19 protein-coding genes are annotated in these 20413 nt (G+C 50.5%); 6 read left to right on the forward strand and 13 right to left on the reverse strand.

Annotated elements, in window-relative coordinates; translation table 11 throughout:
* Nucleotides 1-207: 207 nt before the first annotated feature.
* From BM124_RS15750 to BM124_RS15775, 6 genes are all read right to left on the reverse strand, one after another.
* Nucleotides 208-1284, reverse strand: a complete 1077-nt coding sequence (locus tag BM124_RS15750) for an Rpn family recombination-promoting nuclease/putative transposase (RefSeq protein ID WP_093338954.1) — start codon at nt 1282-1284, stop codon at nt 208-210.
* Nucleotides 1285-1359: 75 nt separating this feature from the next.
* Complete coding sequence (locus BM124_RS15755; protein ID WP_093338956.1) at nt 1360-1611, reverse strand: hypothetical protein; 252 nt, start codon at nt 1609-1611, stop codon at nt 1360-1362.
* 46 nt (nt 1612-1657) lie between these two features.
* A complete protein-coding gene (locus BM124_RS15760; protein WP_093338957.1) occupies nt 1658-2914 on the reverse strand; it encodes a glucuronate isomerase in 1257 nt (418 codons plus the stop codon).
* Complete coding sequence (locus BM124_RS15765) at nt 2911-4401, reverse strand: tagaturonate reductase (RefSeq protein WP_093338959.1); 1491 nt, start codon at nt 4399-4401, stop codon at nt 2911-2913. The genes BM124_RS15760 and BM124_RS15765 overlap by 4 nt, the downstream gene beginning before the upstream one ends.
* A gap of 12 nt (nt 4402-4413) precedes the next feature.
* Nucleotides 4414-5913 carry a UxaA family hydrolase gene (locus tag BM124_RS15770; protein ID WP_093338960.1) on the reverse strand — a complete coding sequence of 500 codons (1500 nt, stop codon included), beginning with the start codon at nt 5911-5913 and terminating at the stop codon, nt 4414-4416.
* Between the two features lie 203 nt (nt 5914-6116).
* On the reverse strand, nt 6117-7133 hold the full coding sequence (locus tag BM124_RS15775) for a LacI family DNA-binding transcriptional regulator (RefSeq protein WP_093338962.1): 1017 nt from the start codon (nt 7131-7133) through the stop codon (nt 6117-6119).
* Nucleotides 7134-7375: 242 nt separating this feature from the next.
* Here BM124_RS15775 and BM124_RS15780 point away from each other — a divergent pair, with 242 nt between their 5' ends.
* A complete protein-coding gene (locus BM124_RS15780) occupies nt 7376-8005 on the forward strand; it encodes a helix-turn-helix domain-containing protein (RefSeq protein ID WP_170841178.1) in 630 nt (209 codons plus the stop codon).
* Nucleotides 8006-8018: 13 nt separating this feature from the next.
* Here BM124_RS15780 and BM124_RS15785 read toward each other — a convergent pair whose 3' ends face one another.
* On the reverse strand, nt 8019-8471 hold the full coding sequence (locus BM124_RS15785; protein WP_093338965.1) for a hypothetical protein: 453 nt from the start codon (nt 8469-8471) through the stop codon (nt 8019-8021).
* A gap of 324 nt (nt 8472-8795) precedes the next feature.
* Nucleotides 8796-10313 carry a C40 family peptidase gene (locus tag BM124_RS15790; RefSeq protein WP_170841179.1) on the reverse strand — a complete coding sequence of 506 codons (1518 nt, stop codon included), beginning with the start codon at nt 10311-10313 and terminating at the stop codon, nt 8796-8798.
* A gap of 178 nt (nt 10314-10491) precedes the next feature.
* On the opposite strand from BM124_RS15790, the gene BM124_RS15795 reads away from it, so the two are divergent.
* Nucleotides 10492-11793: a DUF2254 domain-containing protein gene (locus BM124_RS15795; protein ID WP_093338968.1), complete on the forward strand. Its 1302-nt coding sequence runs from the start codon at nt 10492-10494 to the stop codon at nt 11791-11793.
* A 341-nt stretch (nt 11794-12134) separates the two neighbouring features.
* Here BM124_RS15795 and BM124_RS15800 read toward each other — a convergent pair whose 3' ends face one another.
* Entirely contained in the window at nt 12135-13133 is a 999-nt protein-coding gene (locus tag BM124_RS15800) for a C40 family peptidase (RefSeq protein ID WP_093338969.1), read from the reverse strand.
* Nucleotides 13134-13357: 224 nt separating this feature from the next.
* Here BM124_RS15800 and BM124_RS15805 point away from each other — a divergent pair, with 224 nt between their 5' ends.
* From BM124_RS15805 to BM124_RS15820, 4 genes are all read left to right on the forward strand, one after another.
* Nucleotides 13358-15016 (forward strand): S-layer homology domain-containing protein, encoded by a 1659-nt coding sequence (locus BM124_RS15805; protein WP_170841180.1) that lies wholly within the window; start codon nt 13358-13360, stop codon nt 15014-15016.
* A 392-nt stretch (nt 15017-15408) separates the two neighbouring features.
* On the forward strand, nt 15409-17847 hold the full coding sequence (locus BM124_RS15815) for a heavy metal translocating P-type ATPase (RefSeq protein ID WP_093338973.1): 2439 nt from the start codon (nt 15409-15411) through the stop codon (nt 17845-17847).
* Nucleotides 17848-18096: 249 nt separating this feature from the next.
* Entirely contained in the window at nt 18097-18273 is a 177-nt protein-coding gene (locus BM124_RS19045) for a hypothetical protein (protein ID WP_170841181.1), read from the forward strand.
* 18 nt (nt 18274-18291) lie between these two features.
* Entirely contained in the window at nt 18292-18528 is a 237-nt protein-coding gene (locus BM124_RS15820) for a hypothetical protein (RefSeq protein ID WP_139217142.1), read from the forward strand.
* Here BM124_RS15820 and BM124_RS15825 read toward each other — a convergent pair.
* Genes BM124_RS15825 through BM124_RS15840 form a run of 4 tightly spaced genes read right to left on the reverse strand, consistent with a single transcriptional unit; the run spans nt 18525 to nt 20394 of the window.
* Nucleotides 18525-18716 (reverse strand): hypothetical protein, encoded by a 192-nt coding sequence (locus tag BM124_RS15825; protein ID WP_093338976.1) that lies wholly within the window; start codon nt 18714-18716, stop codon nt 18525-18527. The two genes, BM124_RS15820 and BM124_RS15825, sit on opposite strands and share 4 nt — an antisense overlap.
* Before the next feature lie 14 nt (nt 18717-18730).
* Nucleotides 18731-19165 carry a 3-hydroxyacyl-ACP dehydratase FabZ gene (gene fabZ, locus BM124_RS15830; RefSeq protein WP_093338978.1) on the reverse strand — a complete coding sequence of 145 codons (435 nt, stop codon included), beginning with the start codon at nt 19163-19165 and terminating at the stop codon, nt 18731-18733.
* Nucleotides 19166-19218: 53 nt separating this feature from the next.
* The gene (locus tag BM124_RS19345) at nt 19219-19506 is read right to left on the reverse strand and encodes a DNA-directed RNA polymerase subunit beta (RefSeq protein WP_093338979.1); all 288 of its coding nucleotides are present in this window, start codon (nt 19504-19506) and stop codon (nt 19219-19221) included.
* Between the two features lie 45 nt (nt 19507-19551).
* Nucleotides 19552-20394 (reverse strand): flagellar hook-basal body protein, encoded by an 843-nt coding sequence (locus BM124_RS15840; protein ID WP_093338981.1) that lies wholly within the window; start codon nt 20392-20394, stop codon nt 19552-19554.
* Nucleotides 20395-20413 lie beyond the last annotated feature (19 nt).

Raw genomic sequence — 20413 nt, forward strand, 5'->3', positions numbered from 1 at the left:
AAGTCTATCCCTCTACAATAGGAGATTTTTTTAGGCTTGTAAATGAAAAATAACCCATAAATGATACTATAAGGAAGTTGTTTGCAAGACTAGTGGTTTTCCCTATCGATTCTCCGTTTTTCTGTATCGTTTCTCCGTTTTTCTCTATCGATTCGCGGAGCCATGCCATCATTGACGTAAAAAACTGCCGGAAATTCCGCAGTTTGATCAGGAAGATGAGTTATCTTTTATTGATCGAACGGTTTCTTCGTCTAACCCGGTCAGTAGGCAGACTTCTTCGATCTCCATTCCCTTTTTCAGCATAATCTCTGCTACATCCTGATGACCCTGTTCACGCCCCTCTATGTGGCCCGATGCATGGCCTTCTGCACATCCCTCTGCACGTCCCTCTGCACGTCCCTCTGCATGTCCCTCTGCACGTCCCGTTTCATGTCCCTTTTCATGACCTTGTTGATGACCCCTTTGGTGACCTTTCTTTTCAGCTTCTTCTTCAGCCTCCTGCAAACGAAGTTCTGCTTCTTTTTCCCGGACAAGGTCGTCTTTGATTTGCATCCAGCGTCTTTCATACGCAATTCTATTCTTGATCTTGTCACTGAGGTATTCCCACTGTTCAAATGCGCCTTTCAGTGATTTGTCGCTCATTGCGATCTCCTCCAATTCATGATAAATGTCTTCGTATATCTGTTGATTGCGGCGGTCCACCATGCCGAGAAGCAGAAGCCATTTGGCAAGCAGGTGATGGGTGGTGTCCAATTTTCCTTTTCTCCAATGGATGATTAGGGTTGGTATTTCAATAAAGTGCATTTCAAGGTGGTTGGTCAGTTGATGGAAATGGTGCCGGTTTTGTATGGCGTAGGAATGGTGAAAGTCGGGTGCTTTTTCTTCCGGGAGCGGGAAATTCAGTATATTGATCATGATAACGGGCTGGAGCTTCCGATACGGCTCTCCCTGCCTGATGCGGGAACGATAGAGACCGGACCAATAATATAACGAGCGTTTGACCATATCATACTCATTTGTGAACTGGATTTCAATATTAATATATTCCCCTTTTTCGGTCAGCGCTAAGATATCAAGTCTCGATTTTTTGTCTTCTTCCTGATCTCCGGCAAATTCGGTGTTTTCGAATGAAATGTCATGTATGGTCTCGTTTCCCTCCCGATTCAATACAGCATTCAGAAATTCAATGGTAAGATCTTTGTTCCGATCCACGCCGAAAAGCTGTTTAAATGCGTAATCAATCTTCAAATCCATGAGTTCGTCCGGACGCAGCCGCTTTAACATTGTTCTTCGCCTCTATTCTGTTGTAATAGACTTTCTTCATTCATTATAACATGGAAAAAGAACAATTGTTCGGTTTTAGAGAAAGAACTTTTGTTTCGGTTGCGGCGTTTTATCGATTGATTTGGCGCAGGATTGAATTGTTTCTTCTTTATCTCGATTGATTTTCCTCATTTCAGTCTTTTTCTCTATCGATTCTACGTAAAATTCAATCGATTCTTCTTTTTCTCTATCAATTCTCTGCTCCTTTGCTGTTTTTCCTATCAATTCTCCGATTTTCTGCATCGATTCTCCCCATTTCCGCATCACAACCCGTGAATTCCGCGTCACTCCACTTAAAAAACCCCTGCTTCCAGAAGAAGCAGGGGGCATCTCTTTATTTTCGATAGTCTTTCTCGAGGAAGTTCCAGAAGTTTTCGTGGAACATGGCGGCGATGTCTTTTTGGATGTCTTCTTTGGCGACGGGCCAGCCGGTGCTGCGGACGTCTTCGTATTTTTCGGTGAGGACGTCTTTGAGCACGGTTTTGGTGTGGCGCCATTTGTAGACGACCTGTTCGAGCACGCGGGCGTCGGAGTGCTGCGGGATGAAGCTCGTGTTGAGGAGCTCGAGGCGCATGCGCGTGACTTCGTTCACGATGACAGGGTTATTCATAAACCACCAGCAGCCAAATATCATCAAATGCCGGAATTTACGCGCGAGGACGGCGAGTTCGTGCTGATTTTCACGCGACAGCATCGTGACGAGAAATTTATTTTCCTGGTTTTCGGCGAGCAGGTTCTCAAGCGCCCGGATGTCAGCTTTTCCGACGAAGTCACCGGCGTCGATCAAATCCGGGTTGACCCGTTTTTTCACACCGATCATGAGCGCGAACGGAATGTTATGTTTTTTCGTAACGGGAAGAATGCAGTCGCGGATGACGCGGCCGCGGTCGCTTTCTTCCGGGTAGGCGAAGCTCGGCGGCAGCGACACGGCCATGTAGAGCGGATTCATGATTTCGATCCAGTCTTCGAGGAATCGGTTCACTTCTTTGATCGTGCCCCCGTTCCAATCGTCCTGAACCTCGTATCCCCATTCCCTCAGCTTTTCTTTCGTGTTCTGAAAATCGTTTAAGAGCGGGTCGATGCGGAGTACCGCGTGAAAGGCGTCCTGCGGTCTGGTGCCCTCAAGCCAGATAGCACGTTCCTGTTCATCAAACGGATCATTTGTCATCACAATGTTGGAAACATTCGCCTGTTTCATGACGGCACCGACCTGGGCTTCTGCGGTGCGCCCGGCGAATTCGGCACGGTACGTATCCAGATTTTTCGTTTTCGGGTCAATGCCCATTTCTTTCAGCGTCGTCAGCACGCCGCGGGCCGCTTCGCTGACAGGGGTGCGTTCGACGAACAGCTTCTGCCAGATGAGTTCGGCCTGTTCTTTTTCCTCCATCCGCCAGAAGAGAGCCGGGTCCATGTCGGTCCAGCGCATGACTTCGGCGACGAGATAGTGATAGGTGAGCAGTTCGTCGATGTCCCAGAGCAGAATATCACCGAAATTCGGGGAAAAAAGATGCGTATGAATGTCGGTAATTTCCTGATTTTCGATGGCCTCTTCCACTGTGTTACGGATTCCTTTTTCTGTTGTAAGAATCATTGAATCTCCTCCTTTGCGTCAATATGAAACTGCTGAAGCACCGAAACGGCACCGTTTTCAAGCAATGCATCGATATACTCACCAACAAGCGGTGCATGGACGGAATCGTCCGTACACTCCTCCACGAGCGCGGCCGTAGAAAGTTCCTGCCTTTCGTGTCGGCGCCACAAGTCATACATTTTGTTTACCTTTTCCTCGGAATCGCGCAGCAGCATATCCCGGCCGAGCGCATACCCCTGTACTTTCTCCTGTCCTTTTTCCTGCGGCTGATAATACACAAGCAGCGCCGCCAGCGCCAATGTGAAATACTGGTTTGCCGGATCACGGCTGTCCCATTTCTCCCATATCGGCTGCACACGGGTGCCGAATTTCTGCATCCCATTCTGGCCGAGGTCGGTGAGCATGTGCCGCTGGTACGGGTTGTCAAAACGTTCGAGCACATCCCGGGCAAACCGGTCTTTTTCCTCCTTGTCGTACGGCAGCACAGGCTTGATAGCGTGATCCATGGCACCCTCGACAAAGGCGCGGATATCCGGATTCTGCATTGCTTCGTAAACCGTGTCCACCCCGTATAGGAAAGCAGGCGCGAACATCATCGTATGCGGCGCGTTCAGGAGTCGGATTTTCAGTTCCGCGTAATCCTCAACCGGACCGAAGACGGCGTTCAGTCCGGCATCCTCGAGCGGCAGCACGCGGCGCGCCCGCTCCCCACCTTCAATGACAAACAGATGATACGGTTCCGCCACGGTGAGCAGGCGGTCCTCGTAACCGAGCTTTTCCTGATATTCTTCGATACCCGCGGGATAGCCCGTCACAATTCGGTCCACAAGAGTCTGACAGAATTCATTGTGCTCTGTCACCCATTTCCGGAAGTCCCCGCTGAGCGACCAGTCCTCGATTTTGCGCAGAACGATGTCTTTCAGCACGTCCCCGTTCCGCTCAACGAGTTCACACGGCAGCAGGACGAGTCCCTTATCCGGGTCCCCATCAAACGCCGTGTACCGTTCATACAGAAGCTGCGTTGTTTTTCCCGGAAAAGAAAGCGGCGCCGCGTCCCGGTTCCAGTCTTCTTCCTGATACACGATTCCCGCTTCCGTCGTATTGGAAGTAAGGACTTCAAGCCCCGGCGCGCGTGCAACCGCCACCGCCTTCTCCCATTCCTCGTACGGATTGATGGAAGTGGAAATAGCCGTCACGAGATCGGCGCGGTCGATGGTTCTGCCGTCGAGCCGTCCCCGGAGCTGCACGGTGTAGGCGTTATCCTGAGCGTGCAGGTCCGGAATCTTGCGGCCATGCGGGGTCGGCTGAAGGGCTGCCACACTACCGTTAAAGAGCCCCTGCCGGTTCATATGCTCGATCATCCAGTCCAAAAAGCCGCGCATAAAATTTCCTTCGCCGATCTGCAGTACTTTGACCGGAAGATCCGCATTGTTCTTTAACTGATCCGGGTTGTTTTTTTTCAAATAATCATAGGATAACCGCTCCATGTTCGCCCTCCTTTACAAAATAACTCCGTCTTTGAAAATCGCGATCTCTTTGAAATTATATTTCTCATTCTGTGTCTGTTTCGTGCCGGACGCCCAGGCAATCATGTCATCCATGAACTCATCGGTCAGCGTCTCGAGCGGCTTGCCTTCGACAAATTCTCCGGCATTAAAGTCAATCCAGCGCTTCTTCTTCTCGGCAAGCGCCGTGTTGGTTGAAATTTTCACCGTCGGAACCGGTCCGCCGAACGGGGTGCCGCGTCCTGTGGTGAAAAGAATGATGTGGGCACCCGCTGCCGCCAGGTTGGTCACCGATACGAGATCGTTGCCGGGTCCCTGCAGCAGATTCAGCCCTTTCGTTGTTGCACGGCCGGCGTATTCGAGTACATCCACAACCGTCGCGCTGCCGCCTTTCTGCACGCAGCCGAGCGACTTCTCTTCGAGTGTCGTGATACCGCCGTCCTTATTGCCCGGCGATGGATTTTCATAGACGTTCTGGTCGTGGTCGAGAAAATACTGCTTAAAATTGTTGACGAGCTTGACCGTGTTATCAAACACCTCCTCGTTCTGCGCGCGGCTCATCAGCAGTTTCTCCGCGCCGAACATTTCCGGTACTTCGGTAAGAATCGTCGTGCCGCCATGGGCAATCAATCGATTCGAAAACGAGCCCACGAGCGGATTCCCCGTAATGCCGGAAAGGCCGTCGGAGCCGCCGCATTTTAAGCCCACTTTCAATTCGGAGACCGGAACCGGTTCGCGCTTGAAGCTGTTGGCGTAAGCGGTGAGTTCTCCGATCAGTTCCATTCCTTCTTCAATCTCATCATCCACGTCCTGCGCGCCGAGATACACCACTTTGCCGTTCGTTTTCTCCCCGATCATTTCCTGGAACGATTTGATGGTATTATTTTCACAGCCGAGCCCCATGACGACGACACCGACCGCATTCGGGTGCAGAACGAGGCTCGAGAGGACGCGCTGTGTGTTCGTAAGGTCATCGCCGAGCTGTGAACAGCCGAAGGGGTGCGGAAAATGGAATACGCCGTCCACTTCATCACTGTCCTCAAGCTCTTTGGACGCCATATCGGCGAGCAGTTCCGCCGATTTATTAATACAGCCGACCGTATTGATGATCCAGATTTCATTGCGGATGCCGACTTCCCCGTTCGGCCGGCGGTAGCCCTGAAACGTAAGCTCATCAACCGGGGCTTGGGCAGCCGGCTCCTCCCGCGGCTCATACGTGTAGTCGAGTTTCCCGCTTAAATTCGTCTTCGTGTTATGGGAATGCACCCATTCGCCTCTCTCGATGTCCCGTACCGCGTGACCAATCGGGTTGCCGTATTTGAGAATGTCCTCCCCTTCCTTAATCGGCTGAAGCGCCACCTTATGCCCTGCCGGAATGGATTCAAGCGGTGTAATGCGGATGCCGCCGGATACGATTTCCTCTCCCCCGGCCGCTTCCTCAATCGCCACCGCCACGTTATCCCGTTCATGAATATGAATAATCGGTTCTTTCATGCGTATCCTTCCTTTCCTTTATCATACAATCAGTTACCTACTACACTCGGAAGCCACATGACAAAGTCACCCCAGAACGTGACCGTTATCAGAACAGCCACCCAAACCGATAGATAAGTTCATCCCGATAAACCGATTTAGTATTAAGCATTAATCCGTAACATTCCCCTTATCGTTTTAAAACGCTTTCAAAACTGCATTTATCATGTGCGGTTCACCGTTTCCCTTTTTAAAAATGTTGGAGAAAATCTATAAATGCCCGGTGTTTTCTCCCTTTCATTAATTTCATCTAACAATAAGGAAGCGGCTTTGGCTCCTATAGTAAAGGCAGGTTGATCTATAGCTGTAATCGCCGGATTATACACACTGGCTAAAGGCATGTCGTCAATACTCACGATGCTTAATTCGTCCGGAATGACTATTGCCTGCTCTTTACAAAATCTCAGTACTTCCACCAGGGTCAAATCATTACTTGTCACAAGTGCCGTTGGCTTTCGAGCAGTTTGGAACCTGGATTTCAAATAACCAACCATATCTGTTAATGGAGCGGAATAAATAAAGTCTTCATTCACAGAGAGACTATGCCTGTGCATCGATTTGCGAAAACCCGACAGCCTCTCCGTCCGGGGAGTCATGGTGCTCTTCATCGGCGGGAGTACAAACCCTATATCCTTATGACCGTATTCCACAAAATGAGAGACAGCCATTTCCGCCGCTTGTTCATTATCTGTTAACACTGTGCTGACCTGCAGTTCGGGAATAATTCTGTCCACAAACACAAGCGGGATCTCCTGATTCAATAATTCCCGGTACAGTTCGTTATTGTCACCGGCCGGAAAAATAATAAAACCATCAACCTGCTTTGCCTGCAGCATCTCTACGTATTTTTGTTCTTTGTTTACATCCTCATCTGTATTGCACACAATGACATGGATATTCTGCTCATTGCAGACATCTTCAATAGTACGGATTACCCGTGTTGAAAATCCGTGAAGAATATTAGCAACGATAATACCTATAGTATATGTCTTTTTCTGTTTTAAGCTTTTTGCCAGAAAGTTCGGCGAGTACTCCAACTCCTTGATACTTTCCCTTATTCTTTTTTTCGTTTCTTCCCCCATGTATTCAAACCGCTCGTTTAAATACTGGGATACCGTACTTTTTGAAATACCGGCATGATTTGCAACATCTGAGATCGTGGGCCTTCTTCCGTTTTTCATTTGCTTCCCCTTCAATAATAAATCGATTTAGTAAACCGGTTTTGTTGCGTTTGATTAAATTGTAAGCGATAACAATAGTAGAGTCAACGAGAATTTCTTATTTTCTTATTCCATGATTCAATCAAAAGTGATATTGTTCTGTTCATCAAAAATAAACAATGTTTATTTTTGATGAACAAGATAGAGCCCTAGTCTGTTTTAATTCTTTTCTACTATGTAAAATAACAGCAGGTGATACAGCAATGGAAAAACGAACATTGGGCAATTATGTCAGAGATCTCCGGCTGCGGAACAATTTTTCCTTACGCGATCTTGCTAATGAAACAGATATCAGCTATTCTTACATTCATGCTATCGAAAGTGACCGGGTGACGCCTTCCCGCGAAATAGCAGCGTCTCTTGCCAATGGGTTGAAGGGAGCCCTCCCGGATGAAATGCTGCGGCTTGGCGGTTACCTGCCCGCCCAGCGGACGGTGGATCTAGCCGATGCCATTGATATGGAGCTCTTCGCTTTGAGGCTGGAGGAGCTTATGAGCGGCAATGACTGGAAGGTGGAAGCGCTGGCAGTGCGGACCAACATAAATAAAAATGAGCTGCATGGGTGGCTTCATCCCGGAATCTATCAGACTTCCTCATCCCAATCACCGGACATCATCAGCCTTTATAAACTGGCGGCGTTGTTTCATGTGACCCCTGATTATCTTGCCGGCGCCGTTCATGATCCAAATGTATTCGAACCTTCCTTCCCGCGCCCCAAAAACCTCAGGGATCTGCTGAACGGTGAAGCCCTCGTTCTGGACAACATCCCTCTGGATGAAGCGGACAAAGAGAGAATCATAGCTATCCTTTATGCCGCGTTCGATTCTAAGTAACAGGGATCTTCCCCTATTTTACCAACAGCCCTTTTTCCTGAAGTCGGGACAACGATATGTCCCAGTCTTCAGGATGAAGATAACCTTTCAGCTGGATTAAGCCAGGCTTATGCGTATGAATCAGCACGATTAAATCAATGATGAGCGGAGTGGCTATCCGCCCGTAGTCATTGCTGACACCGAGCATAATCAAGACCTCGTTTTGGTTCCTGTAGCAGGATAACTCCAAATACAGAAGGATGACATCTGTTGTGAACGTGCGTTTAATCTGAATATGGAAGTGGGAAGACCCGGTTTTCCGCAGGACCTCCGATTTTTCGGGGTAACGGACCATGTCACGGCATTGTGCAGCCTGTACGTACCGGCAGATATTTTCGTACAGCTTTGTCCATTCCTGCTGCGTAATGAAATCCGGCTTCAGATACACTTCCAGGGCTTCCAGTTCAAACGAAGAATTCGGTCCCATATCGTTCCCTCCTGCGTCCAAAGTCATGCTCATGTCTATTATTATATAACATTGTTCACTGTAAGAACACAGAAATACTAATATTTATCAGAAAAAATGACATTTTATTCAATGAAACACAGCTCTGGCATAACCGTCTCTGAATCAAAAAACGCTCCCGCCGATTATAAAGAGCAGCCCGGAGCGTTTATGATTGGAGGTAGACTTTGCTGCAAAAGGGGACTTATGGACACTATCAGACTGAAATCTGCGGATAGTGTCCATACCTGTCACCCATTAAAAAACCTCCCGCCGCACGGGAGGATTTTATCGTCTATGACTCGTCTAGTAGCGTTTTGCGCCAATGTAGCGCTTCGCCCAATAGTCATCTGTTTTATCGCTCACCGTGACGCCGGTGGATGTGCCGGCGTGGATGAACTGGTCGTTTCCGGTGTAGATGCCGGCATGGGATGGTCCGTCATTGTATGTTTTGAAAAAGATGATGTCGCCCACTTTCGGCTTTTCGACCGACGTTCCCTCGTTGTAAATGTCGGCGACGGTGCGCGGGAGTTCCACCCCGTTTTCATTGAAAACATACTGGAGAAAGCCGCTGCAGTCGAATCCGGATTCCGATGTGCCGCCCCATACGTATGGTGTTCCGATATGTTCGGAAGCATCGGCAACAAGATTCACCGCGTTGAAATCCGAATCGGAGGAGGCTACCGCAGCGTCCGGCTCTTCCCTCTCTTCCCCGGTCTCGAGCATCTCGTCCATCTTCTCCTGTGTTCTTGGACCGGCGATGCCGTCTACGACAAGTCCCTGTTCTTTCTGAAAAGATTTTACCGCTTTTTCTGTCACGCCGCTGAAGACTCCGCTTGGCTCCATCTTCATATAATCGAGGTCGCGCAGGCGTTCTTGAAGACCCGTTACCTCTTCTCCGCTGTCCTCGTATCGAAGCATGGATGACGAGCCGACGGCAGATGCTTCTTTTTGTGTTTCTCCGCGGGACTCCGAAGCGGGTTCCGGATTGTTCTTGAGAGCATTGAACGTCTTTGGTCCGGCGAGTCCGTCTGTTGTAAGACCCTGCTTCTGCTGGAAACGACGCACCGATTCTTCGGTCATCGGTCCGTACACACCGGTCACGTCCTTATTGTAAAAACCGAGGTCTTTCAGCTGACGCTGCAGGAGCGATACTTCACTGCCCTTATCTCCGCTTTCGAGAATCCGAAAGGTGGATTCCGATGCCGGCTCTGTCTGAAGCGCCGATGATACAGAGCCGATGACGCCCCGCATCGCCGCAAATGTCTGCGGTCCGGCGATGCCGTCCACCACGATTCCTGCATCCCTCTGAAAGCTTTTCACGGCATTTGCGGTGCGGCGTCCGTAATACCCATGCTGTCCGCCTTCAAAAAGGCCGAGGTTCTGCAGACGGCGCTGCAGTTCCCGGACCGCGGAGCTTTCTTCGCCGGTCCGCATCACCGTTGTCGACCCGAGCTCTTCTTTTTTATCCTCCCGGTCAAACGCGCCGGACGTCCGGGCGGTTGGTTCTGTTTTGCGCTGAAGCAGCACGCCGAACGTTTCCGGACCAGCGATGCCGTCGACCGTCAGCTGATGGGCACGCTGAAAGGATTTCACCGCTTCCACTGTCGATGTGTCATACACGCCGCTCACTGTTTCGTATGTATAGTGCCCGCGGTCTCTTAAACGTTCCTGCAGTTCCTGGACATCCTCGTTCTCCATTCCGTAGGACAACATCGTGTCGCCGACCTCGCCGTCTGCCACGGACGGCACGGCGGCCAAGGCTCCCACAGCAGCTGCCGAAGCCGCTGCGAGCTTCTTCGTGTCCATTGTCGTGTCAAACACTATGAAATCCCCCCTGCTTCTGCATAAACTGACATTCCGATTGAATTTTCTATCTTTTATTGTACATGCTTCTCTCGTATTCTTCCATCCTTTTTGTGATTTGAAGATTAAAATGTTGTAAAAAAAGGTATCATGTATTGTTGTGTCCGTCATCTAATAAAGTAGAGAGGAATTTTTTATGAGACAACAAAAATGGTACGTGCATTTACGGGAGAAATTCTGGTTTGTCCCTTCGATATATGCTGTCTTTTCGCTGCTGGCGATTTCTTTAATCTCTTATCTTATCAGTCTTGTACCGCCGGGATGGTATATTCAGGCTCCGGGCTTTCTTCCCATCACCATCTCAACGGCGAATTATTTGTACAGTTCCCTCATTACGGCCCTGCTGACGATGACCAGTGTGAGCTTTTCCTCCGTGATGGTCGTTCTGACTACCTATTCGACCCAGTTCACCCCACGGGCGCTGCAGGACTTCATGCAGAGCCGGATCACCCAGCATGTGCTTGGTGTGTTCACGTTCGGTTTTATTTTCTCCCTGGTGAATCTCATCCTTCTTTCACCGACGGACTCAAACCACTTGTTCATGCCGCTTATTATGGTGATGGTCTCTATTGTCTGCCTTGGCGCTTTCATTCTGTTTATTTATCACTCGACAAAGTATGTGCAGGTCAACCATTTGATTGGAAAAATACGAAATGATGCATCGCAGGCGATTGAAGAGGCGTATCACCTCCCGCACCTGAACGCTTACTCCGAATGGGAAAATCCTATTCCCGAGGAAGAGCCAAACGTCGTGTATGCGCAGAAATCCGGCTATACGCAGCTGCTTGAACTTCAGAATATCGTGAACTGGGCGTCGCGTTATGACCTGCGTGTGGAAAGCCTGATCCAGGTCGGGCATTACGTACACAAGGGGGAGCCGATTTTCCGGTTCTGGCCTGGCGATGCCGAGCCGGATGTGGCACAGCTGCGGGAATTTCTGCTTGTCGGCAACGAGCGGAGCAACGCCCAGGATATTGAGTTCTCCATGCAGAAACTTGTGGATATCGCGGTGCGCGCGATTTCTCCGTCTGTGAATGACCCGCACACGGCACTCAACTGCATTAACCGTCAGGCCGCCCTGCTCGCTGAAATAAGCATCCGTCACGAATCGCTGACGTATTTCGCCGATAACGACGGTGAACTTCGTTTCATTCTCTATCCGATATCGTTCCGCAGTTACCTGCACGGCAACTTCTTTCAGATCCGTATGTACGGCAAAGACGACGTATCTGTCATCGGCGGCTGTATCGATGCGCTGACCGTTGTCGCGCAAACCGGCCGGAACACGGTTCATGACGATCTTCGTTCATTTTTCGATTACATGAAAGAAGCCATTGATGAGGACAAGCTGAGCCAGTGGGACTATGATTACTGGCAGGAACGGCTCCGCCGCTTCGAAGTGGAACTTGAAGGAGAAGACCATGTATACCAAGTTTAAAATGTACGTTTCATATATCGGGGCGGGATTAAAACGGCGGCGTTTGATGCTACGCGTGGACACTACCATCGAAAAATAAATACGTAGTATCCACGGAGCAACATTTCGTGGACACTATACTGCTGAAAACGGGAACCAGTATCCCCCGGCGTAAATCAATGGACACTATCTGATGGTGCACCAAGTTTTAGTGTCCACCGACTTCACTCCCATGGACACTAAATCGTTGGGCAGTATACTTAGTGTCCACGGAGCTGCTCCGGCGATGCAGTAATAAAATGGTAAAAAATCCCGAACCATCTGTGCAGATGGTTCGGGATTTTTTATCCAAACCGCGGAGTTTAATCGAGATAGCGTCTGGCGTTGTGGAAGCTGCCGGCGTATTCGGATGCTGCGATCGTCACTTTTTCCACGGTGCTGTCTGAATTCGGAGAATGGATCATGCGGCCGTCTCCGATGTACATGCCGACGTGGTGGATGTTCCCGGTTCCGCCATTATAGGCGAAAAAGACAAGGTCGCCTTTCTGGAGATTGCTTCGTTCCACCGCTGTTCCGCTGCGCGCCTGATCCTTCGAGTCCCGCGGAATGTTGATGCCGTGGGCTTTATAAATGGTATGAGTGAAGCCGGAGCAGTCAAACCCAAACCCGGACGTGCCCGCCCATAAGTACGGCAGATTCATGAACTGTTCCGCGGTGGCCTGCAGATCGGAAGCTTCCGGCTCGGGGATAGTGCTCTCGTCTTCATACACTGTTACATCCCCCGAATCGATCCACTTATTGCCGTCCGACGGCGTGGCCACGAGCAGTTTGTTCTCTCCTTCAAAAACGACCGGGAGTCTTGTATTAAAACTGATTTCAAGGCTTTTCGTTTCCAGGCTGCGGTCGTCATACAGGAATGCGGTCGGGTCGGTTACCTGAGCTGTTTCGGCGTGCTGCAGCAGTTCAAATCTAGGACTTTCGGTGATCTGCTCTTTCGGTACCCAACCGGGATAGCCGGCCGCAAGCTTTGGCGTCTGCTGTTCTTCCACCGCAATTTTTGCCCAGTTTCCTTCCTCCTGCAGCACCTCCACTTCCATGCCGTATAACGCCTGGGTATCGAGATTGCCAAGCAGTCCGCGTTTATCCGCGGCCGACATCGACTCGGTCCACTGCCGCGGCTGCACCGGATTCTGAAGCGCCGGCGCGTCCATGTTTCTCGGTGCCTCCGGGGACGCCCAGACCGACAGAACCGACACATCTACGTAATGCGAATAGTCCTTTGAATCCGCTGCTCCCTGCATCGCTTCCGCCTCTCCGGCAAACGCCGCCGGCAGCATGAATCCGGTGAGTGTCAGCGCCATGATATGTTTAGAAAAAATAATCGTCCTCTCCTTTATGTGGAATGACTCTCTTTCTTTTATTCTATCAGACGGAAAAATTTTTTAAATCACTGAATCGAAAACGAATGCTGTCCCGTAGATAATTTTTGTGGAATTTGTTAGTAGCTTATGGAAATCCAAGTGAGTTTCATAGTATACTAACAATGGCACACAACATTATTTCCATTTTTTCAGGAGGGTACAATATGAAAAAGTTCTACGGCATTGCTTTATCAGCGGCACTTGCTGCTTCGCTGACATTTCCGGCCGCAGCCGGGGCACAGAGTTCTTTCAGTGATATCGGGGAAGATTTCTGGGCTGGAGATGCGATCAGCCATCTTGAGGAGCAGGGAATTATTTCAGGGTACGAGGATGGCACCTTTGGACCAAACAATGAAGTGACCCGCGGCCAGGCTGCCTTAATGCTGGCATCGGCACTGGATCTTGACACGTCAGACCGTCCGGACCCTGGTTTTTCGGATATTGAAGACGGCACCGAGCTTTCCGCAGCCGTAGCAGCTGTTGCGGATGAAGGAATTATCGAAGGCTACGAGGAAGAATTCCAGCCAAATGAGGATCTGACCCGCGCTCAGATGTCCAAAGTGCTGGCAAAAGCTTACGACTTGAGCGGAGACAACAGTGCTGATTTCTCCGATGTGAGCGAAGATTTCTGGGCTTATGATCACATCGACGCCCTGGCCTCAAATGGCATTACCACCGGTTATGAAGACGGTTCCTTTAAGCCGGGCGCTTCGACAACAAGAGCTCAGTTCGCCACATTCCTGTGGAACACGACCGGGGAAAGCGAACAGACTCCGGAGGCACCGGAGACGGATGAAGAAATCACCACCGTGCTCGAAGATGTGATGGAAACCCAGCAGAACCTCGAAAGTTATACATTTGACGGCAATATCGGCATCAACATAGATGTACCGATGGGAGAGCAGGACCTTACGGAAGAAGAGCAGCAGGCTCTTGAAGAATCCATGAACATGAACATGGAAATGCGCGGCACATTCCAGAAAGATCCAATGATTACCGAAGTGATCGTGGAGCAGAACATTCCGCAGTTTGACGAAACGATGGAGAATGTATCTCTTTCCACAAACGAAGCAAGCTATCAGTATATCAATGATGCTGCCATGATGGGATACCCGGAAGACTGGCAGGACAAATATATTGAAATGAACTACGAGGATATTCTGGGCGGTTCCTCATCAGACGTTCCTTTCGATATGGAACAGCAGCAGGAAATGGCTCAGGAAATCTATGACGTGTTCATCGAAAACTTCGGCACCGAGTACTTTGAGCTCACAGAAAGCCACGCGTCCATTCCGGACAGTGTCGAGTACGATCAGGTGATCAGCTTTGAACTGACCCATGACGATCTCAGCGATGTTATGACTATTCTTGAAGAAGACGTCATTCCGGAACTGGAACCGATTCTTGAGAATCCAGGCGCTGCCTCCGCCCTTGCAAGCGTCACAGGCTCCAGCTTCCAGGCATTGAATGAGGACGGAACTATGACCGAAGGCGGTATGAGCGAAGAGGATATCAACCAGGTTCTCGAAAGCCTGACGCTTGAAACCTTTGAAATGCATCAGGCCATCAACGAAAACAACCAGGTTGTCTATGATACCGGCGAGATCGAAGTAAGCTACACCGACGAACAGCAGGGTGAAATGTCCTTCGGCGTGGACTACGGCTTGACGTCAAGCAACTTCAACGAAGACGTCACGTTCGAATACGGCCTTCCGGAAAGCGAAGAAAACATCATCACGTATGATGAGCTCATGAACTGGCAGGAAGAGCAGATGCAGAACTTTGAAGAAATTGAGCAGGGAGATCTCGAAACCGTACAGTAATTCGGGTGTCTTCCGCCGGTCTCCAACACTCGGAGACCGGCTTTTTTTATATTCCAAAGACAGCAGCCTGGCCATTCCGGGCGCTGTCTTTTATTATGTTTTCCTCCCGTCCCGGCGCCGTTACCAGCCAAATGCGTTCATTTACATGCCAAAGTTGGTCCTTTACCAGCCAAACCGGCGGGAATACCTGCTGAATGCGTGGTTACCAGCCAGATTATTCTTTTTACAAGCCAAATCAAAGGATTTACCTGCCATAACTGCACCATTACCAGCCATTCCGACGGCTCTATCATTCAAATATATTTTTGAATATTGACTTTTTTATACTTGAATCATACACTAAAAGGAAACAATCAAACGGATATTTGAATGTAGTTATAGGAGGAAGGCATATGAATCAGGAGCAAAAGGAGAGAGAAGCAGCCTGCTGCTCTAATGACAGGCTGTCACAGGAGATTCCCGTGCAAACCGGATGCTGCGATACCCGCGATAGGAGCAGGGAAACAACGGAGAGTCACCCGGACAGCAGCGTGCTGGAATACAGGGTGGACGGGATGGACTGCCCGTCCTGCGCGGCAACCATTGAGAAAAGCTTAAAGAAGACAGACGGCATTCAATCCGTCGAGGTGCATTACGCTACGGGAAAAATGGCCGTCGGTGCGGATGATGCCGCCGTTCACGATGCCATTCCAAAACAGGTACGAAAACTGGGATTTGAAGCAGCACCCCTGCAGGAGGGGAAAAGCAGGGAAACGTACAACGTGCAGGGCATGGACTGCGGCACGTGCGCGATGACGATTGAGAAACATCTCAGCAGCCTGCCGGACGTGCAGGACGTCCAGGTGCATTTCTCCACCGGAAAAATGCAGATCGAGCACGTCTCCCATCCGGATACTATTAGAAAAGAAGTAAAGAAAGCGGGTTTCGACGCATCTCTGGACCGGGGAACGCGTGAACATTCCCAGGAAGAAAAGAAGAAAATCCGGATCTCGACCACGACGTTGTCAGGAATTTTTCTTATGCTTGGTTTTGCTGGATCGTTTACCGCTCTTCCCGGTTTTCTGGTTACAGTTCTTTATGCCGCGGCTGTTGTAACTGGAGGATTTAAGCCGGCTAAAGCCGCGTTTTATGCTCTAAAAAGCGGTTCGCTCGATATGAATGTGCTGATGGCGTCCGCCGCGATCGGCGCTGCATTGATCGGCGAATGGTTTGAAGGGGCGATGGTGGTGTGGCTTTTTGCGCTCGGTACTACGCTTCAGAATCGTTCCATGGAACGCACGAGGGCATCCATCCGCAGCCTGATGGATCTTGCTCCTCCCGAAGCCGTCGTTCTCGAGGGCGGAAAGCAGGTCCGTAAAGCGGTGGAAGAGGTCGGCATCGGGGACGTTCTTATCGTCAAACCCGGAGAAAAGATTCCTCTCGATGGTGAAGTGATAAACGGTTCCTCCAGCGTTAACCAGGCTCCGATCACCGGAGAGTCCCTGCCTGTAGACAAACAGGAGGGAAGCACCGTGTACGCCGGTACTGTCAACGAAAACGGTTCGCTCGAAATCAAGGTAACTACACTCGCCGAGGACACGACGATTGCCGGCATCATACACCTTGTGGAAGAAGCCCAGGAGAAAAAAGCACCGACCGAGGCCTTTATCGACCGCTTCGCCGCGGTGTACACGCCAGTCGTCTTCGCTCTCGCCGTGTCTGTCATGGTGCTCCCTCCTCTCTTTGGCTTCGGAACCTGGGGGGAATGGCTCTATAAAGGTCTGGCATTACTCGTTGTTGCCTGCCCGTGTGCCCTCGTCATCTCCACGCCGGTGGCCATTGTGTCAGCCATAGGAAATGCCGCAAAGAACGGCGTGTTAATCAAGGGCGGCACCTTTCTGGAAAAAGCGGGACGGATAGAAGCCATGGCTTTCGATAAAACAGGAACCTTAACGGAAGGAAAGCCGAACGTGATCGAAGCGACGGCGCTGCACGGCAGCGAAGAAGGGCTGCTTGCTGCGGCGCGGACCATTGAAGAACATTCCACCCACCCGATCGCCCTGGCTGTCACCGCGTATGCCGAAGAACGCGGAATACCTGCGGAAAATGGCAGTCATTTTCAGACGATGGCCGGCAAAGGGGCCGCAGCTTCTATCGACGGCATTGACTATTTTGCCGGAAGCCCCGCGTGGTTTCAGGAGATGGATGTTTTTCTCCAGGAAGCCGGGCAGCGTATGCAGACCCTGCAGGAGGACGGAAGTACCCTCGTCGTAGTCGGTACGCGGTCCCGCGTTCTCGGCATCATTGCCGTCCGGGATACGATCCGTGCCCATACCGCCCAGTCCATTCAGGCACTGAAACAGACAGGTCTGCCGGAGACGGCGATGCTGACCGGCGACAACCGCGGCACGGCAAAACGAATCGCCGAAGAAGCCGGCGTCGACCGCTCCTTTGATGAATTGCTTCCCGCAGACAAAGTAACCGCTGTGCGCGCACTGCAGCAGGAGGGAAAACGTGTCGCGATGGTCGGGGACGGGATCAATGATGCTCCCGCTCTGGCATCGGCTGATCTTGGCATCGCGATGGGAGGCGCGGGCACCGATACCGCGATGGAAACCGCCGATATCGTGCTGATGGCCGATAATCTCGAGCAGCTGCCACGCACGATTCGTCTCAGCCGCAAAGCTTTAGCGATCATTAAGCAGAATATCTGGTTTTCGCTGCTGACGAAAGCCGCCGCCCTCGTGCTCATCTTTCCGGGATTTTTGACGCTGTGGATGGCGGTGTTGAGCGACACCGGCGCGGCCCTGCTTGTTATACTCAACAGCATGCGGCTCCTGCGGACGCAATAGTTGAGCGACATGATGGGGTGTTGGCCTGGATCGAGACGGAAATCCGGCGTTGTGATTGATATATTGGGAGAATCGATAAAGAAAATCGGAGAATCGATAAGGAAATGCTGAGAATCGATTGAGAAATTTGCTGAAATGCGAAGAATCAATACAGAAACGAGAGAATCGAGACCATTTTCCGGAGAATCGATAGGGAAAATCCGGGCAAATTGAGCTGATACCCGCTCCGCTTCACCCCCTGCTGCATTGATGCCGTTTCAGTCCGGATCGAGACAGAAATCCGGCGTTGTGATTGATATATTGGGAGAATCGATACAGAAAATCGGAGAATCGATTGAGAAATTCGCTGAAATGCGAAGAATCAATACAGAAACGAGAGAATCGAGACCATTTTCCGGAGAATCGATACAGAAAAATCTTAATTAGCCGGGAATCAATCAAGAAATGAGAGTATCAATGCCAAAAGCGCAGTCACCGCAAAGTCTTTTCCAAAAAAAGGGGCTGTATCAAAAGGTACAGCTCCTTTTCAATAATATAGAAAATTCACCTCAGGCAGAAACGGAAGGCGGCGACGCCAGCGGGAAGAGCAGCGGCCGAAGATCCCATCAAACGGCGGTTTTACCGTTTGATGTAGCTGAGGCGCTGCCCGCGGCAAGCGTCCGCCTGCAGTGGATGCCTTAACGCTTAATGGCTTTTGATACAGCTCCTTTTTTGTTTTCCCACGTCATCAGTCCGATCAGTATCGCACTGCTTATGATGCATCCTACAACCGGCCCTATAATATTACCAAGCTTCGTCGTTGCGCCGATCATGGAAGCTACGAGCGTAATAACGACCAGTACAGCGGCTCCAATCCATACTGCTTTCACAATAAGGACCTCCTTTATTCTTCCGGATCCTGAATCGCAAACATCAGATCCAGTTCGCATACCACCGTATCGTCCACTTTCGCGGTGCCTTTTCCTTTTCCGATTTTGCCACGCAGTCTCGTAATTTCCGTTTCCAGAACGAGCTGGTCCCCGGGTTTCACCTGGGATTTAAAGCGGCAGTTCTCGACGCCGGCAAAGAAAGCCAGTTTCCCCTGGTTTTCCTCTTTTTTTAAGATAGCGACGGCGCCGGTCTGGGCGAGCGCTTCGATAATCAGTACCCCGGGCATGACAGGATAATCCGGAAAATGACCGTTAAAAAATTCTTCATTCGCTGATACGTTTTTCAATCCGACAGCCCGCTCCCCTTCTTTCAGCTCCGTAATCCGGTCCACCAAAAGAAACGGGTAGCGGTGCGGAATAATGTCTTTGATTTCTTCACTGGAGAGCATGTTTTCCTCCCTGCCGTCTTTACACATACAATACAAAAACAGACGGCTGCAGATTAATTTCCACGGATAAATTCAAGCAGGCGTTCCCAGCTGCCCCATTTCAGCACATCGAGACCGTTTCCTTCTCCTACGATAGTATAACCTGTTACAAGGCCGGCAAGAAGACTTAAAACGAAAACAGCAAGGACAATCAGAAGTCTGGCCCAGATTGGAACCATCCGGATACGTTCCCGCCTGCGCTCTTTCTTGGAGGCCGCAGTGCTGTCTTTTCCCTCCTGCTCTTTTTCCTGCCTTCGCTCCTGCCTGGATTGGCTTTGTGTTGTTTCTTCATTATAAGTCATGATTTTAACTCCGTAACGTTATACTCTGTCTTACGCGGATCATAATCAGCCGCGCAGGCTGTTAATGAGACCCATCATCTGGTCTCCCTGCGAAATCGCACGTGCGTTAAAGGAATACTGGCGTTGTGTCATCATCATGTCCGTCATAGCCTGACCGACATCGACGTTGGACTGTTCGAGCGATCCCTGTTTCAATGCTTCTTCAGCCCCTGGGACAAACTCGAGTACATCATCTTCTTCCAGTCCGAGTTCACCAAGATCCGGGAAAGCGTAGTTATTACCATTGACCCGGTCAAGAAGCTGGGGTTTGGTCACCTCCGCGAGTTCCATCTGTCCGATTTCAATCTCTTCTCCCGCCTGATTTACCGCATTAAGCGTTCCATCTTCCTGCAGAGAAAAATCACTGGCTCCCGCCGGAACTTCCATCCTCTCCCCATCTGCTCCAAGAAGATAATCCCCCTGGTTATTAACGAGAGTCCATCCTCCCGGTTCTTCCGGGTTCTCCGACAAGTAAAACGAACCATCCCGGGTGTACTGTGTTTCCGGCTCTCCACCGGTCATCGATTCCACCTGGAAAAACTGATCTTTTTCCGTAATGGCAAAATCCAGTTCACGGCCTGTGTTCTTAAGCGCACCCTGTTCCATCCGCAGCGCAGTCTGCGCGACACCGGCTCCGGCACCCGTGCGCAGGCCGGCCGGCGTTAGACGGCCGGCTTCATTACGCTCATCCTGCAGATTGTTCGTCTGTTGATATAACATATCGGAAAACGTCGTTTCGGTCCGCTTATAGCCCGTTGTATTACTGTTTGCAAGGTTGCTTGAAATGCCGTTAAGCTTGTGCTGCAGCTGACCCAGCGTATTTGCCGAGGACAATACCGATCCGTACATGATGCCTCTTCTCCTTTCA

Origin of the sequence: Salibacterium halotolerans (genome assembly GCF_900115625.1) — a bacterium.
In the GTDB taxonomy this organism is placed as follows: domain Bacteria; phylum Bacillota; class Bacilli; order Bacillales; family Marinococcaceae; genus Salibacterium; species Salibacterium halotolerans.